The organism is Paenibacillus polymyxa (assembly GCF_001719045.1).
Classification (GTDB): Bacteria; Bacillota; Bacilli; order Paenibacillales; family Paenibacillaceae; genus Paenibacillus; species Paenibacillus polymyxa_B.
In genome coordinates this window covers 1,339,637-1,354,406 of sequence record NZ_CP015423.1, presented here as the reverse complement: position 1 = coordinate 1,354,406, position 14,770 = coordinate 1,339,637, and the positions used below count along the sequence as shown (strand labels likewise).

Here is a 14,770-nt window from a genome sequence, read left to right as displayed (position 1 = left end):
ATGGCCATTTTAGTCACAGGTGGAGCTGGATATATCGGTTCACATACCGTAGCAGAACTGTTGGATCTGGGAGAAGAAGTTGTGGTGCTGGACAATTTGCAAACCGGGCACAAAGCAGCATTGCTTGGAGGCAAGTTGTATGAAGGGGATTTGAGGGATAAAGAACTACTGTCCAAACTGTTCTCTGAAAATAGTATCGATGCAGTTATCCATTTTGCAGCCAATTCGCTGGTTGGAGAAAGCATGCAAAATCCTGGTAAATATTACGACAACAATGTATTTGGCACGCTGAGCTTGCTGGAGGCGATGAAGGATGCTGGAGTGCGCCGAATCGTGTTTTCCTCTACTGCGGCTACCTACGGCGAACCGGAAAAGGTGCCGATTGAAGAGGGAGACCGTACAGAGCCTACCAACGTGTATGGTGAAACAAAGCTGATGATGGAGCGCATGATGTCGTGGTTTGATAAAGTTTTAGGCATCAAATATGTTTCTTTACGGTATTTTAATGCGGCTGGTGCGCATGAGAGCGGCAAGATCGGTGAAGATCACCGACCAGAAAGCCATCTGATCCCGTTAGTGCTCCAGACAGCCTTGAAGCAACGTCCACACATCGCTGTGTTTGGTGAGGATTATGCGACACCTGACGGCACGTGTGTTCGGGATTACATTCACGTGAGTGACCTGGCGGATGCTCATGTGCGTGCAGTAAATTACTTGCGCGAAGGCAATGACAGCAACGTATTCAACTTGGGCAATGGACAGGGCTTCTCTGTGAAAGAAGTTATTGAGACGGCACGCAAGGTCACTGGACTCGACATTCCAGTTGTTACAGAGCCACGCCGCGCAGGCGATCCAGCGATATTGGTTGCATCTTCTGACAAGGCTCGTTCGGTGTTGGGCTGGAGTCCAGCACGTACCCAATTGGAGGATATTATTAGCGGAGCATGGGGATGGCATCAGTCGCACCCTCACGGCTACGGCGACGAATAGACGGGAGACGATGACATATGAGCGAGCGCCAATCCACAGATAAAGGCCCAGGCCGGGAACATTCCCGGCATCTGGCCCATGACATCGACGAAACTGTGCAGCAATCGGCTCTATATGCGGTGGAACAACTGGTTGCATTCGCACAAAACAAGGGCTTGATCGGTCCGCAAGATACAGATTACAGCCGTAATCTGCTGTTGGAGCAGTTTGGGTTTTCGGAGCCTTATTCAGGTGGGGAAGCAGGGGGCGTTATGGCCCCCGAAGCTCTCCAGCCTGTGCTTAATATATTGATAGATTATGGTTTTGCCATAGGACTTATCCCTGAAAACACAGATACGTATCGCGATTTGCTTGATTCCAAAATCATGGGACTACTGATGGCGAGACCGTCTGAAGTCATCCGTGACTTTCATCAAACGGAGGCTGAACGTGGCATAGAGGCGGCGACAGATGCTTTTTATCAATTATCCATCGATTCGAACTACATCCGAATGGATCGGGTTGCCAGCAATGTGTACTGGAATCAGTCGACATCTTACGGAGATATGGAAATCACGATTAATTTGTCCAAGCCAGAAAAAAGTCCTAAGGAAATTGCGATGGCGAAGCTTTTGCCGCCGCCTGTTTATCCCAAGTGTCAATTATGCCGTGAAAACGTCGGATATGCAGGAAGAGTAAATCATCCGTCCCGTCAAAATCTGCGTATCATTCCGGTGGAATTGAATGGGGAGCCGTGGTTTTTTCAATACTCACCCTATGTGTATTATAACGAGCATTGCATCGTGTTCCATCATGATCATGTACCGATGAAGCTTACGAAGGATACACTGCGGCGCTTGCTGGCCTTTACGAAAGCGTTTCCGCATTATTTTATTGGCTCCAATGCGGATCTGCCGATTGTCGGCGGATCGATCCTGACCCATGATCATTTTCAGGGTGGTCGTCATACATTCCCAATTGAAAAAGCGGGTGTGGACGGCGTATACCATAATGAAGCGTTCCCGCAGGTTACAGCAGGGATCGTAAACTGGCCGATGTCGGTCATCCGTTTTACGTCAACAGATGCCGAGGCGCTGTTGGAGGCGGGAAATGCTGCTTTTGAAGCCTGGAAAGCTTATAGTGATCCTGTAGCTGATGTCCTCTCTCATACAGAGCAGGAGGGGGAAACGATTCCACATAATACTGTGACGCCGATTGTGCGCCGAGATTCCGAAGGCAGGTATCAGATGGATCTCGTACTGCGCAACAACCGAACGAGTGAAAAGTATCCAGAAGGTATTTTCCATCCTCACCGCGATATGCATCACATCAAGAAGGAAAATATCGGTCTAATCGAAGTCATGGGACTTGCCATATTACCGGGCCGGCTCAAGGATGAACTGGATGGGATTGCAGATATTTTGTGTGGGGATGACAAACTGGCTGTGGCTATGCAGCAGGAAGGACATCCACTGTTTAAGCATGCAGACTGGATTTATCAGTTAAACACTCGGTTCGGTCGTTTGCCTGACAAGGAAACGGCTGTTCGTACCGTACAAAATGAAGTTGGACTGAAATTCAGTGAAATTTTAGAGCATGCAGGAGTGTATAAACGGAATGAGTCGGGGCAGCAGGCGTTTGGTCGTTTTATGAAACAATTGGGATATACTTTGGGAGAATAAAATCGCTGGCACAGCACATAATACACTACGAGAACCCTCCCAAGATATGACATGGAACCATGCTCCTCAAGGAGTGTGGTTTTTTTCTGAAAATAAAGCATATTTGTTTCCTGTAACCGAAAAGGTTATAATAGAGTAGTTTCTTAACATTAAACTTTAGAACTATTGGAGGCGAGCGTTTGCGATGAAAGCATTCGAATTTTATAATCCTACACAATTGATCTTCGGTAAAGGACAATTGGAGGCTCTCAAGCGTGAAGTTCCTAAATATGGTAAACGTGTACTACTTGTATATGGCGGCGGCAGCATTAAGCGCAGCGGTTTGTACGATAATGTAATAAGTTTGCTTGGTGAAATTGGTGCAGAGGTAACGGAACTGGCTGGTGTAGAGCCGAATCCTCGCTTATCTACAGTACATAAAGGCGTGGAATTGTGTAAAACACATCAAATCGACCTCGTTCTGGCTGTAGGCGGTGGTAGTGTGCTGGATTGTTCCAAAGCCATTGCTGTTGGTGCAAAATATGATGGCGACATGTGGGATTTTGCAGAGCGTAAAGCGGCACCACAGGCAGCATTGCCATTAGGTACAGTTTTGACCATGGCAGCTACCGGTTCTGAAATGAATGCGGGTTCTGTTATTACAAATGAAAAAACACAGGAAAAATTGGGATGGGGTAGCGTATTTGCGTTCCCTGCGTTTTCTATTCTTGACCCTGTAAACACATACTCACTGCCACAAAATCAAACCGTTTACGGAATCGTAGATATGATGTCACATACGCTGGAGCATTATTTCCATTTGGAATCCAATACTCCGGTCCAACTTGGCTGGTGCGAAACGATTTTGCGTACGGTCATGGATGCGGCTCCAGGTCTGGTCAACGATCTGGAAAACTACGAGCTGCGTGAAACGATTATGTATTGTGGTACGATGGCGCTGAACGGCTTCCTGAACATGGGGCTGACAGGTGACTGGGCTACTCACAATATCGAACATGCTGTGTCTGCTGTTTATGATATTCCACATGGTGGAGGACTGGCTATTCTGTTCCCGAACTGGATGAAACACAATCTGCATGTGAAGCCTGAACGCTTCAAACAACTGGCCGTCAATGTGTTCCATGTAAACCCAGAAGGCAAGAGTGATGAAGAAGTGGCGCTGGAAGGTATTCAGGCGTTGCGTGATTTCTGGAACTCGATTGGTGCACCAAGCCGTCTGGCTGATTACGATATTGATGCGTCCCAGATCGATGTTATGGCTGATAAAGCTGTGAAATTCGGATCTTTTGGTGGTTTTAATAAGCTCAATCGCGAAGATGTAGTCGAAATTTACAAAGCATCTCTGTAAACTGATACTTGTATCATTTTAAGCACGTTTGTGCGTCATTCGACGTACGAACGTGCTTTTTTGGGTTCAACGTGGGATTTTGGAGGAAAATTTTGAAACTTTTTAAGGTTGAATACGTAAACATAGTTATAGACTGGAAACCAGACTGAAAAGGTACATGGAAGGAGGAGTCGCATGGAAACCATATTTTGGTGGTTATTGGCAGGGGGCGCTATCTTTACCGTAGTCAGTGTGCTGATTGGAGATGTACTCGGTGGTTGGCTGGATGGTGCATTGGAGCTACCGAGCCTCGATTGGTTCAGACCTGTCGTTTTACTTGGAGCCATGACCGCTTTTGGCGGAGCTGGAGTTCTGCTGACAAAGTATACTGGGCTGAGCATGGGGTGGGTCGTCGTGCTTGCTTTAGGGATTGCGTTTGTCATCGGAATACTCGTGTTCTTTGCGTTTATCAAGCCCATGGCGAATTCGGAAGTATCCAGCGGTTTCTCCATGCGTGAGCTGACTGGCCGGATCGGTGAGGTCACCATTCCTGTACCTGAGGTTGGTTACGGGGAGGTTATGATCCGCTTGGGTGCAGGCAACACCATACATACAGCATCGAGCTTCGATCACAAACCGCTTGCTGCGGGAACCCGTATCGTCGTGGTTGAGGTCGCAGAGGGCGTCGTCCGCGTAGCGTACCTGGACACATAGACGGCGCATTCGCTTAACTTGAAGGGAGCGTGATCGGGAGTGTCAAATTTGCAAGATATTGTGTTGGTCCCTGGGATTGTTGTCATCGTTATCGTTATATTAGGGATCGCTTTTTGGGCCCGTTACAAAACGGTAGGACCGGATGAAGGGATGATCGTGACGGGCTCTTTTCTGGGAAATAAAAATATTTCCGAGGATGACTCTGGACGCAAAATTAAAATTGTACGCGGCGGGGGGGCCTTCATTTGGCCAATTTTCCAGCAGTCCGAATTCATCTCTCTGTTGTCCCATAAACTGGACGTAACCACACCGGAAGTGTATACGGAGCAAGGAGTTCCCGTGATTGCGGATGGTGTGGCGATTATCAAGGTCGGCAGTTCTATTGAGGATGTGGCTACAGCAGCCGAGCAGTTCATCGGGAAGCCACTGGAGGCTCTTAGAGGAGAGGCTCAGGAAGTGCTGGAGGGACATTTGCGCGCAATCCTCGGTTCGATGACAGTGGAAGAAGTTTATCGTAATCGGGATCGGTTTGCGCAGGAAGTACAGGGCGTGGCTGCTCGTGATCTGAAAAAGATGGGCTTGCAAATCGTTTCATTCACCATCAAAGATGTGCGTGATAAGCACGGATATCTGGATGCGCTTGGTAAGCCGAGAATTGCCGCTGTGAAACGGGATGCTGAGATTGCAGAAGCCGAGGCTGTGCGGGATGCACGGATTCAGAAGGCGCGTGCGGAACAGGAAGGCCAGAAGGCCGAACTGCTGCGGGATACCAACATTGCGGAGGCAGCCAAGGAGAAGGAACTGAAAGTGGCTTCGTTTAAGAAAGAACAGGATACAGCGAAGGCAGAAGCCGATCAGGCTTATCACATTCAGGAGGCCCGTGCCAAGCAGACTGCTGTCGAAGAGCAGATGAAGGTCGAGCTGGTGCGCAAAGAACGGGAAATTGATCTTCAATCCAAGGAAATACAGGTACGTGAAAAGCAATATGATGCGGAAGTGAAAAAGAAGGCAGAAGCCGATCGGTATGCGGTCGAGCAAGCGGCGGAAGCAGATAAATCGCGTAAAATGCGTGAGGCTGAATCGCTGCAATACTCGATTGAGACACAGGCTAAAGCGTCAGCTGAACAAAAACGTCTCAACGGGCAAGCAGAAGCGGATGCCGAACGCGCCAAAGGTACGGCAGACGCAGATGTCATCCGTTTGCGTGGACTTGCAGAAGCGGAGGCCAAGGAAAAACTGGCGGAGGCGTTCCAAAAGTTTGGAGAGGCTGCCGTGCTCGATATTATCGTGAAAATGTTGCCTGATCTGGCTGGACGTATTGCCGAACCGATTGCGTCCATTGATAAACTCACCGTAGTTGATACGGGAAAAGGAGAAGGAGCAGCGCGTGTCAGCAATTATGTCACCGAACTCATGGCTACGGCACCCGAGATGCTGAAGAGTGTATCCGGTATTGATGTGGAGCAGTTAATCAAGGGGTTGACCACGGGGAAAAAAGGCCTTCATTCCGTGCCGCCTTCCGGTGAAGCGAATAAGCAGCCTCTTCCAGCCTCGGTGGGGGTAGCGCTAACTGATAAAGAATAACAATAAGTCTTTGGGGAGCATCTATCCCTAACCAAAAGACCGCTTTTCATCACAGCATTTCCCGGCAATGTGATGAAAAGCGTTTTCTTTTTATTGACCTTTAGCCGAATATTTGGTACTTTAACGTGGATTCCTCTGAGCTTCATGCTATAATTCTTAGGATCAAGGTTCTGATAAAAGAGGTGCGGATGTGAGCAGCCTAAAAGTGGCCAAAGCGCTGAATAACAATGTGATTATAGGGATGCATCCCGAGCATGATGAGGTTGTCGTGATTGGAAAAGGAATCGGTTTCAATCGCAGACCCGGCGATCTTATGCCGTTGGATTCAGTTGAAAAATTATTTATATTAAAAAGCCATGAAGAACAGGAGCAGTACAAACGGTTGCTTCCTGAGCTGGATGAAAAGCTCATTGAGGTCATCGGTGAGGTGCTTCATCTTGTTCAGCTTCAAGCTAAGAAGCCTCTAAATGAGCACATACTGATTGCTTTAACTGACCATATCGCTTTTTCCATCAACCGTCATAAACAGGGAATTACGATTCATAATCCGTTTTTGTATGAGACTAGGGAAATATATCCTCAGGAATACAAGATGGCTGAGCAGGCTGTTGCTTTAATCAGGGATAAGATGGATGTAGATCTGGGAGAAGATGAAATCGGATTCGTGGCCCTGCATATTTATAGCGCCATGACAAACCAGCATATCTCCGAGGTTAGGAAGGATTCTCGTCTGATTGCTGATATGGTTCAGGTTGTCGAGACGACACTGGATTATCGTATTCCTCTTCAATCTCTTGATTATTCTCGACTGCTGACTCATCTGAGGTTTGCGATTGAACGTGTGCGCCGGGGAGAAATTGTGCAGGAGATTTATCGATTGGACAAGCTTTTGAATGACGAGTATCCGGAAATGTATATGCTGGCCTGGAAGCTCACGAAAATTATGGAGAAAAGACTCCGTAAATCTGTGTACCCGGCTGAGGTTAGTTATTTGACAATGCATCTGCAACGGTTGTCCCAACGCAAAGAGCAGGGGGAGCAACAAAAGTGATAAAAAAGTATTGCCTCGCATTTAGTGGGGTGCTATAATCAATTCTGCAATGAGGAAGACAACAACTGAACATTTAACGTGTTACTGATTCGATCAGGCATGAGTTGTTTTAAGTTATGATTGTTTACAGCCTACTGGGGCAAGCTATATCCCAAGGTTGTTTTCAAACATACTTAAATCGGCTCATGCCTTTTTTGTTGTTTTGCCTCTGTTCTAAATTTCAGAGAAGGATGTGGAAGGTATGTTTAAAAAGCTTTTCGGCGTTTTACAGCGTGTCGGTAAAGCATTAATGCTTCCTGTAGCGATTTTGCCAGCTGCGGGGCTTTTGTTGGGTATCGGTAACATGCTGGTCAATCCTGATTTTCTCCAGTACATTCCGGCATTAAATGCGGGCTGGGTTCAATCGGTAGCGACGATCATGATGAATGCCGGACAAATCGTTTTTGATAATCTGGCCCTGTTGTTCGCAGTCGGCGTAGCCGTCGGTCTGGCGGGCGGTGAAGGTGTAGCCGGTTTGGCTGCCATCATCGGTTACCTCGTTATGAACATTACTTTGGGTACAGCCGTGGGTGTCACACCTGGTCTGATTGCTCAAAAAATACCGGGTTATGCGAACGTGTTGGGTATTCCAACGCTTCAAACCGGGGTGTTCGGCGGGATAATCATCGGTATACTGGCCGCGGCCATGTACAACCGCTTTTTCAAAATTGAGCTTCCTTCGTATCTGGGCTTTTTCGCGGGTAAGCGTTTCGTTCCAATTGCAACGGCGGTGTCCTCACTGATTGTCGGGCTTGCGCTGGTTCTGATCTGGCCTCCAGTTCAACAAGGACTTAACGCAGTATCTCACTTTATGGTGTATTCCAACCCGACTTTGTCGGCGTTCCTGTTCGGGGTTATCGAACGCGCGCTTATTCCATTTGGTTTGCATCACATCTGGTATTCACCGTTCTGGTTTGAATTTGGTGAATATGTTAACAAAGCAGGTCAAACCGTTCACGGTGACCAGCAGATCTTCTTCAGCCAGCTTCGTGATGGAGTGGCGTTGACAGCAAGTACGTTCCAAGTGGGTAAATTCCCATTCATGATGTTCGGTTTGCCGGCAGCAGCGCTTGCAATGTACCATGAAGCAAGACCAGAACATAAAAAATATGTAGCAGGTATCATGGGTTCAGCAGCATTGACTTCGTTCTTGACAGGTATTACGGAGCCACTGGAATTTTCCTTCCTGTTCGTAGCTCCACTGCTGTTTGCAGTACACTGTATATTCGCAGGTCTGTCATTTATGACCATGCAAATTTTACATGTCAAAATCGGTATGACCTTCTCAGGCGGATTCATTGACTTCCTGATTTTCGGGATTATTCCAACCCGTACGCCTTGGTGGTATGTAATCATCGTCGGTCTGATTTTGGCAGTGATTTACTACTTCGGATTCCGGTTCATCATACGGAAGTTCAACTTGAAAACACCAGGACGTGAAGAAGCTACAGAAAATGTGGATGGTGCAGCAGCCGGTAGTAGTGATGAGCTCCCGCACAACATTTTGGCAGCTTTCGGTGGTTCATCAAATATCAAGCACCTGGATGCTTGTATCACACGTCTTCGGATCGAGGTTAATGAGAAATCGAACGTTGACAAAGCTCGTCTGAAACAACTTGGCGCATCGGGTGTCCTTGAAGTCGGCAACAACGTACAGGCAATTTTCGGTACACGTTCCGACACCATTAAAACTCAAATGGCTGATATCATGGCTGGACGTACACCTGCACCAGCTCCGGCGCAACCTGCTCCACAAGAGGAGAAGGAAGCTGGGGAAGAACAACAAACCATTATTGTAGAAGATATTGTAATGCCTGTTAACGGCGAATTGGTTGATATCTCGACGGTTCCCGATCCGGTATTTGCAGAACGTATGACAGGTGACGGCTTTGCGGTCGTGCCAAATGATGGAACGATTGTGTCCCCTGTTTATGGTAAAGTATTCAATGTATTCCCGAGCAAGCATGCGATTGGTATTCAATCCGATGGTGGTAAAGAAGTGCTTGTTCATATCGGGGTGAATACAGTGAAGCTTAAAGGGCAAGGATTTGACGTTTTGGTGAACGAAGGCGATCTTGTGTCAGCTGGCCAGCCTATTATGAAAGTAGACCTGGAATACGTGAAGGCAAACGCTAAATCCATCATTTCACCTGTCATTTTTACCAACCTTCCAGAAGGTTCTTCGGTAACTTTAAACAAAACTGGAGTATTGAAGGCTGGCGAAGATGGTATAATTACGATAAAATAAACTCTATGTGTTTCGGATTAGTTGATTAGGCGGCTTAGGCCGTCTGATCAATGATCTGGTATACTGCGTGTAAACAAATATTATCTTTAGGAAAGTGGGAGGAACAAATTATGCAAACAACTTTTAGAATTACGGATGAAGACGGTATCCATGCACGTCCTGCAACTGCACTGGTAAATACAGCTAACAAATTCAGCGGTGCTGAATCTTTTGCCGAAGCTAACGGTAAAAAAGTAACTTTGAAATCCATTCTGGGTGTATTGTCTCTGGGTCTGGAACAAGGTGATACTATTAACATTATCTGCGAAGGCGCTGAAGCTGCCGAAGCACTGAAAGCTCTTGAAAATGTAATCGTTAACGAAGGGCTGGGCGAAGTTCATGCTTAAAATTTCCGGGATTGCCGCTTCGGCAGGCATAGCCATTGCCCGGGCGTTTATCTTGGAGCATCCGAATTACGCTGTAGAGAGACGCGCGGTTGGTGATGTTGAGGCTGAAATCGCGAGATTAGATGCGGCTTTGGTACAATCTCAAACCGAATTGGAATCGATTAAGGAGAAAACGCTTCAGGAGCTGGGAGAGAAAAAAGCAGAAATTTTTGCATCTCACCTGCTCATCCTGAATGATCCTGAATTGATCGATCCGGTTAAAGCTAAAATCAGAGACGAGCAGCTTAATGCTGACTATGCTTTGAATGAAGTAGCTACACAGTTCATTTCCATGTTTGAAAACATGAAAAGTGCCTATTTGCAAGAACGCGCATCGGACATGCGTGATGTAACCAAGCGGATCCTGAATCACCTGCTTGGTGTTCATTTTGTTAGTCCTGCAGAAATTGCCGAAGAAACGATTGTGCTTGCAGAAGATTTGACACCTTCCGACACAGCTCAGCTGAACCGTGAATTTGTTAAAGGTTTTGCAACGAACATCGGCGGACGTACTTCGCATTCGGCTATTATGGCTCGCTCACTTGAAATTCCTGCAGTTGTGGGAACGAAAAATATATTGTCTCAAGCTAAAAGCGGCGATTTGATTATCGTTGATGGTTTGGATGGTCACGTATTCGTGAACCCTACCGAAGAGATTGTTGCGGAATACCGTGCTAAACAGGTGGCATACGACAAGCAACGCGAAGAGTGGCGCAAGCTGCGCGGCGAAGCTACAGTTTCTGTCGATGGTGTCCATGTCGAACTGGCAGCCAATATTGGTACGCCTAATGATGTAGCTGGTGTTCTGGACAACGGTGGTGAAGGCGTTGGCTTGTACCGTACGGAGTTCTTGTACATGGGACGCGATAAGCTTCCATCCGAAGAAGTACAGTATACGGCGTACAAAACCGTTCTGGAAAGAATGGAAGGTAAGCCGGTTGTAGTCCGTACTTTGGATATCGGTGGCGACAAAGAACTTCCTTATCTGGACCTGCCGAAAGAAATGAATCCGTTCCTCGGATTCCGTGCTATTCGTCTGTGTCTGGATCGCCAGGATATTTTCCGCACTCAATTGCGTGCTTTGTTGCGTGCGAGTGTGCATGGTAACCTGCGCATCATGTTCCCGATGATTGCTACGCTGAACGAATTCCGTGAAGCTAAAGCTGTTTTGTTGGAAGAAAAGGAAAAGTTGATAGCCGAGGGTGTATCCGTATCTGAAGAAATTCAGTTGGGCATCATGGTAGAAATTCCTTCTACAGCGGTATTGGCTGACCAATTCGCAAAAGAAGTGGATTTCTTCAGTATCGGTACAAACGATCTGATTCAATACACAATGGCAGCGGATCGCATGAACGAGCGAGTTTCTTACCTGTATCAACCATACAATCCATCCATTCTGCGTCTGGTGAAAATGGTTATTGATGCCGCTCACCGTGAAGGACGTTGGGTTGGTATGTGTGGTGAAATGGCAGGAGATACAACAGCAATTCCGTTGCTGCTGGGTCTTGGACTTGATGAGTTCAGTATGAGCGCAACTTCCATTCTGCCAGCACGTAGTCAAATCTCCAAGTTGTCCCGTGCGGACATGGAAAAACTGGCTACAAAAGCTCTGGACATGCAAACAGCAGAACAGGTTGTTGAATTGGTTCAAAGCATCGAAGGCTAAGGAAGGGTATTACATTTCAAAGGTTATATCTTTTTCCAACAAAAAATTGCTGTGTACATACAGCAGCCGGTATCTATTTAGATACCGGCTTTTTTGCATCCTTTAAGTAGAATTTGTTTTTAACTGCATGAGCAATTCAGTACAGGTTTGCGGGCTGCGGTAGTTTCGTCCAATCGTGTGACTGGAGTAGTATATGGTGCATTGAGCACCAGCTCAGGGTTCTCTTCTGCTTCCCGCGCAATATGAATCATAGTGTCGACAAAAGCATCAAGTGTTTCCTTACTTTCCGTCTCCGTGGGCTCGATCATGATGCACTCCTCTACATTCAGCGGGAAGTAAATTGTAGGGGGATGGTAGCCGAAATCAAGCAGCCGTTTGGCTACATCAAGCGTGCGCACTCCAAATTTTTTCAAGCCTCGCCCCGACATTACGAACTCGTGTTTGCAATGTCCAGGGTAGGGCAGGTCAAAATGTGGAGCGAGCCGATGCATCATGTAATTGGCATTGAGCACAGCGCATTCCGATACACGCTTTAAGCCATCAGGACCGTAGCTACGGATATAGGCGTAGGCACGAACGAGAATACCGAAGTTGCCGTAAAAGGCTTTAACCCGTCCAATAGAATCTCCCTGTTCCCGATCCCAGTGGTACACCCCCTGCGGATCACGTACGACAAGCGGCTTGGGCAAATAAGGGATGAGCCGTTGCTTTACGCCGACAGGCCCAGCGCCGGGGCCGCCGCCGCCGTGCGGGGTACTCATCGTTTTGTGCAAATTGAGATGCACTACATCGAAGCCCATATCCCCGGGGCGGGTAATTCCCATGATGGCGTTGGAGTTCGCCCCGTCATAGTAGAGCAGACCACCCGCGTCATGCACGATGGCAGCAATGTCAGTGATTTGCTTCTCGAACAGTCCAAGCGTGTTCGGGTTGGTCAGCATGAGCGCAGCGGTGTCGTTGCCTACGGCTTGACGTAACGCATCCAGATCCACCAGCCCCTCAGGGGTGGAGGGCAGGGTGACTGTTTCGAAGCCCGCGACGGTTGCGCTGGCGGGGTTCGTTCCGTGCGAGGAATCCGGCACGAGCACCTTGGTACGTCGCTCACCACGTGCTTCGTGGTATGAGCGAATCATCATCAGCCCGGTCCATTCGCCATGGGCGCCCGCGGCGGGCTGAAGTGTGACGGCATCCATACCAGTTAATGCAGCCAAATCATTTTGGAGCGTATGCAGCAGCTCCATAGCACCCTGGATGCTCTCCTCGGGCTGATATGGATGGATTTTGGCGAAGCCTGTATATCGGGCGACATCCTCATTCACTTTCGGATTGTATTTCATCGTACAGGAGCCGAGCGGATAAAATCCGTTGTCCACGCCGAAATTGCGCCGGGACAAGGCGGTATAATGCCGAATAACGTCTACTTCGTATACCTCGGGTAATGCCGCAGGTTCGCTGCGCAGTGCATAATCTGGCAAAAGCTCTGCCACCGGGCGACGGGGAACGTCGCACTCGGGAAGGGAATAGGCGATGCGACCCGGACGGCTCAATTCAAAAATGAGCGCTTGATCGTGTTCCTTCAACAGCCCTTGTTTCTGATCCTGTCCGGTGTGTGTCATAGCAATCCCCCCAAGGTGTGTACAAATTGGTCAATCTCTTCTTTGGTTCTTTGCTCCGTCACGGCAATCAACATGTGACCAGCAAGTTCCTCATAGTCCCGGCCCAAATCGTAGCCAGCGATAAATCCAGCAGCTAGCAGCTCGGTCTGGAGTTTGCTCATATCTGTACCCTCAGGCAGTTTAAGGGCAAATTCGTTAAAGGTCGGTGCGTTAAACGAGGCTGTTACGCCCTTCAAGCTCAGCAATTGCTCTAAAGCATAACGGCTTTTATGCAAATTTAGCTCGGCTACTTCCTTGATCCCCTGTCTACCCATGACAGACAAGTATACAGATGCAGATAAAGCTAGCAACGCTTGATTGGAGCAAATGTTAGACGTGGCCTTTTCGCGGCGGATATGCTGTTCCCGCGCTTGCAAGGTCAGCACGAAGCCGCGTTTACCGTTACGGTCTGTGGTCTGACCCACAATACGGCCGGGGATACGGCGCATATGTGCCTGAGAAACGGCAAAGTATCCACAGGTCGGACCGCCGAGAGAAGAGGAGATGCCAAGTGGCTGCGCATCTCCTACCACAATATCCGCGCCCTGTTTGGCGGGTGTCTCCAGCAAGCCAAGTGCCAGTGGGTTGGCACTGACGACCAAAAGACCTTTGTGCGCATGGATGAGATCAGCCATCGGCTTCAGGTTTTCCACGGCTCCGAAAAAGTTGGGGCTTTGGACCAATACAGCCGCGGTCTGTTCCGATACGGCCGCCGCTAACGCATCAGCATCCGTTACGCCGTCCGAACAGCCGATTTCCACGATGTCCAAATCCAATCCACGTGCATAGGCTGCCAATACCTGACGTGCCTCCGGATGGACAGACCTTGATACGATAAGCTGTTTACGGCGGGTAGCCGCAGCGGACAGTGAGCCCGCTTCCGCCAGTGCAGTCGCTCCGTCGTACATGCTGGCATTAGCTACAGCCATGCCCGTCAATTCGCAAATATACGACTGAAATTCGAAAATGGCTTGTAGCTCGCCTTGGCTTACTTCCGGCTGATAGGGGGTGTAGGCTGTATAGAATTCCGAGCGTGAAGTGATGTGCTGGATGACAGACGGAATATGATGATCATAAATTCCTGCGCCAAGAAAGCTGGCATGTGTGTCTGTATTGGCGTTGTGTCCAGCCAGCTCGGCCAAATGTCGGGTCAAGGCTCTCTCGTCGAGCCGAGAAGAAAGAGGGAGTTCCCCTTGATATCGAATGGCCTCAGGAATGTCACTGAATAAATCATCGATGGATGAAACGCCGACCACACGCAGCATTTCGGTTTGATCCTGTTCAGTCATAGGGAGATAGCGATGCTGCTTCATAGGTTCTGGCTCCTTTCGAAAAGCAAAATTTAAATCGTAAATTAGCTAATAAAAAAGTGTGAGGTGGAAAACCCAGAAGTTCATATCTGACATGTTT

Annotated in this window: 11 protein-coding genes; 9 read left to right on the top strand and 2 right to left on the bottom strand. The window is 48.2% G+C overall.

The features are described 5' to 3' along the window. The 9 genes from galE (at position 1) to ptsP (ending at position 11,705) form a co-directional block, all read left to right on the top strand. On the top strand, positions 1-990 hold the full coding sequence (galE, locus tag AOU00_RS06055; RefSeq protein ID WP_023989887.1) for a UDP-glucose 4-epimerase GalE: 990 nt from the start codon (positions 1-3) through the stop codon (positions 988-990). Positions 991-1,007: 17 nt separating this feature from the next. Continuing rightward, on the top strand, positions 1,008-2,651 hold the full coding sequence (locus tag AOU00_RS06050; RefSeq protein WP_069290181.1) for a UDP-glucose--hexose-1-phosphate uridylyltransferase: 1,644 nt from the start codon (positions 1,008-1,010) through the stop codon (positions 2,649-2,651). 184 nt (positions 2,652-2,835) lie between these two features. Next, a complete protein-coding gene (locus AOU00_RS06045) occupies positions 2,836-3,999 on the top strand; it encodes an iron-containing alcohol dehydrogenase (RefSeq protein ID WP_028542451.1) in 1,164 nt (387 codons plus the stop codon). Between the two features lie 174 nt (positions 4,000-4,173). Continuing rightward, positions 4,174-4,692, top strand: a complete 519-nt coding sequence (locus tag AOU00_RS06040; protein ID WP_061829262.1) for an NfeD family membrane protein — start codon at positions 4,174-4,176, stop codon at positions 4,690-4,692. Positions 4,693-4,740: 48 nt separating this feature from the next. Next, a complete protein-coding gene (locus AOU00_RS06035) occupies positions 4,741-6,276 on the top strand; it encodes a flotillin lipid rafts scaffold protein FloT (RefSeq protein ID WP_069290180.1) in 1,536 nt (511 codons plus the stop codon). 190 nt (positions 6,277-6,466) lie between these two features. Next, positions 6,467-7,327, top strand: coding sequence for a glucose PTS transporter transcription antiterminator GlcT (gene glcT / locus AOU00_RS06030; RefSeq protein WP_069290179.1), 861 nt, complete (start codon positions 6,467-6,469; stop codon positions 7,325-7,327). 241 nt (positions 7,328-7,568) lie between these two features. Continuing rightward, a complete protein-coding gene (gene ptsG, locus AOU00_RS06025) occupies positions 7,569-9,614 on the top strand; it encodes a glucose-specific PTS transporter subunit IIBC (protein ID WP_061829260.1) in 2,046 nt (681 codons plus the stop codon). A gap of 110 nt (positions 9,615-9,724) precedes the next feature. After that, positions 9,725-10,000: an HPr family phosphocarrier protein gene (locus AOU00_RS06020; RefSeq protein WP_013372579.1), complete on the top strand. Its 276-nt coding sequence runs from the start codon at positions 9,725-9,727 to the stop codon at positions 9,998-10,000. Further along, positions 9,993-11,705 (top strand): phosphoenolpyruvate--protein phosphotransferase, encoded by a 1,713-nt coding sequence (gene ptsP, locus AOU00_RS06015; RefSeq protein WP_069290178.1) that lies wholly within the window; start codon positions 9,993-9,995, stop codon positions 11,703-11,705. Before AOU00_RS06020 ends, ptsP begins: the two co-directional genes overlap by 8 nt. A 119-nt stretch (positions 11,706-11,824) precedes the next feature. On the opposite strand, the gene gcvPB is transcribed toward ptsP, so the two are convergent. Both gcvPB and gcvPA read right to left on the bottom strand, forming a co-directional pair. Further along, positions 11,825-13,321 carry an aminomethyl-transferring glycine dehydrogenase subunit GcvPB gene (gcvPB, locus tag AOU00_RS06010; RefSeq protein WP_069290177.1) on the bottom strand — a complete coding sequence of 499 codons (1,497 nt, stop codon included), beginning with the start codon at positions 13,319-13,321 and terminating at the stop codon, positions 11,825-11,827. Beyond that, positions 13,318-14,673: an aminomethyl-transferring glycine dehydrogenase subunit GcvPA gene (gene gcvPA, locus AOU00_RS06005; protein WP_069290176.1), complete on the bottom strand. Its 1,356-nt coding sequence runs from the start codon at positions 14,671-14,673 to the stop codon at positions 13,318-13,320. The genes gcvPB and gcvPA overlap by 4 nt, the downstream gene beginning before the upstream one ends. Positions 14,674-14,770: the final 97 nt, after the last annotated feature.

What these genes read in the sequence shown, in the direction of transcription:
- galE (WP_023989887.1), top strand. Translation starts at nt 1, where the DNA reads ATGGCCATTTTAGTCACAGGTGGAGCTGGATATATCGGTTCACATACC.
- AOU00_RS06050 (WP_069290181.1), top strand. Translation starts at nt 1,008, where the DNA reads ATGAGCGAGCGCCAATCCACAGATAAAGGCCCAGGCCGGGAACATTCC.
- AOU00_RS06045 (WP_028542451.1), top strand. Translation starts at nt 2,836, where the DNA reads ATGAAAGCATTCGAATTTTATAATCCTACACAATTGATCTTCGGTAAA.
- AOU00_RS06040 (WP_061829262.1), top strand. Translation starts at nt 4,174, where the DNA reads ATGGAAACCATATTTTGGTGGTTATTGGCAGGGGGCGCTATCTTTACC.
- ptsG (WP_061829260.1), top strand. Translation starts at nt 7,569, where the DNA reads ATGTTTAAAAAGCTTTTCGGCGTTTTACAGCGTGTCGGTAAAGCATTA.
- AOU00_RS06020 (WP_013372579.1), top strand. Translation starts at nt 9,725, where the DNA reads ATGCAAACAACTTTTAGAATTACGGATGAAGACGGTATCCATGCACGT.
- ptsP (WP_069290178.1), top strand. Translation starts at nt 9,993, where the DNA reads ATGCTTAAAATTTCCGGGATTGCCGCTTCGGCAGGCATAGCCATTGCC.
- gcvPB (WP_069290177.1), bottom strand. Translation starts at nt 13,321, where the DNA reads ATGACACACACCGGACAGGATCAGAAACAAGGGCTGTTGAAGGAACAC.
- gcvPA (WP_069290176.1), bottom strand. Translation starts at nt 14,673, where the DNA reads ATGAAGCAGCATCGCTATCTCCCTATGACTGAACAGGATCAAACCGAA.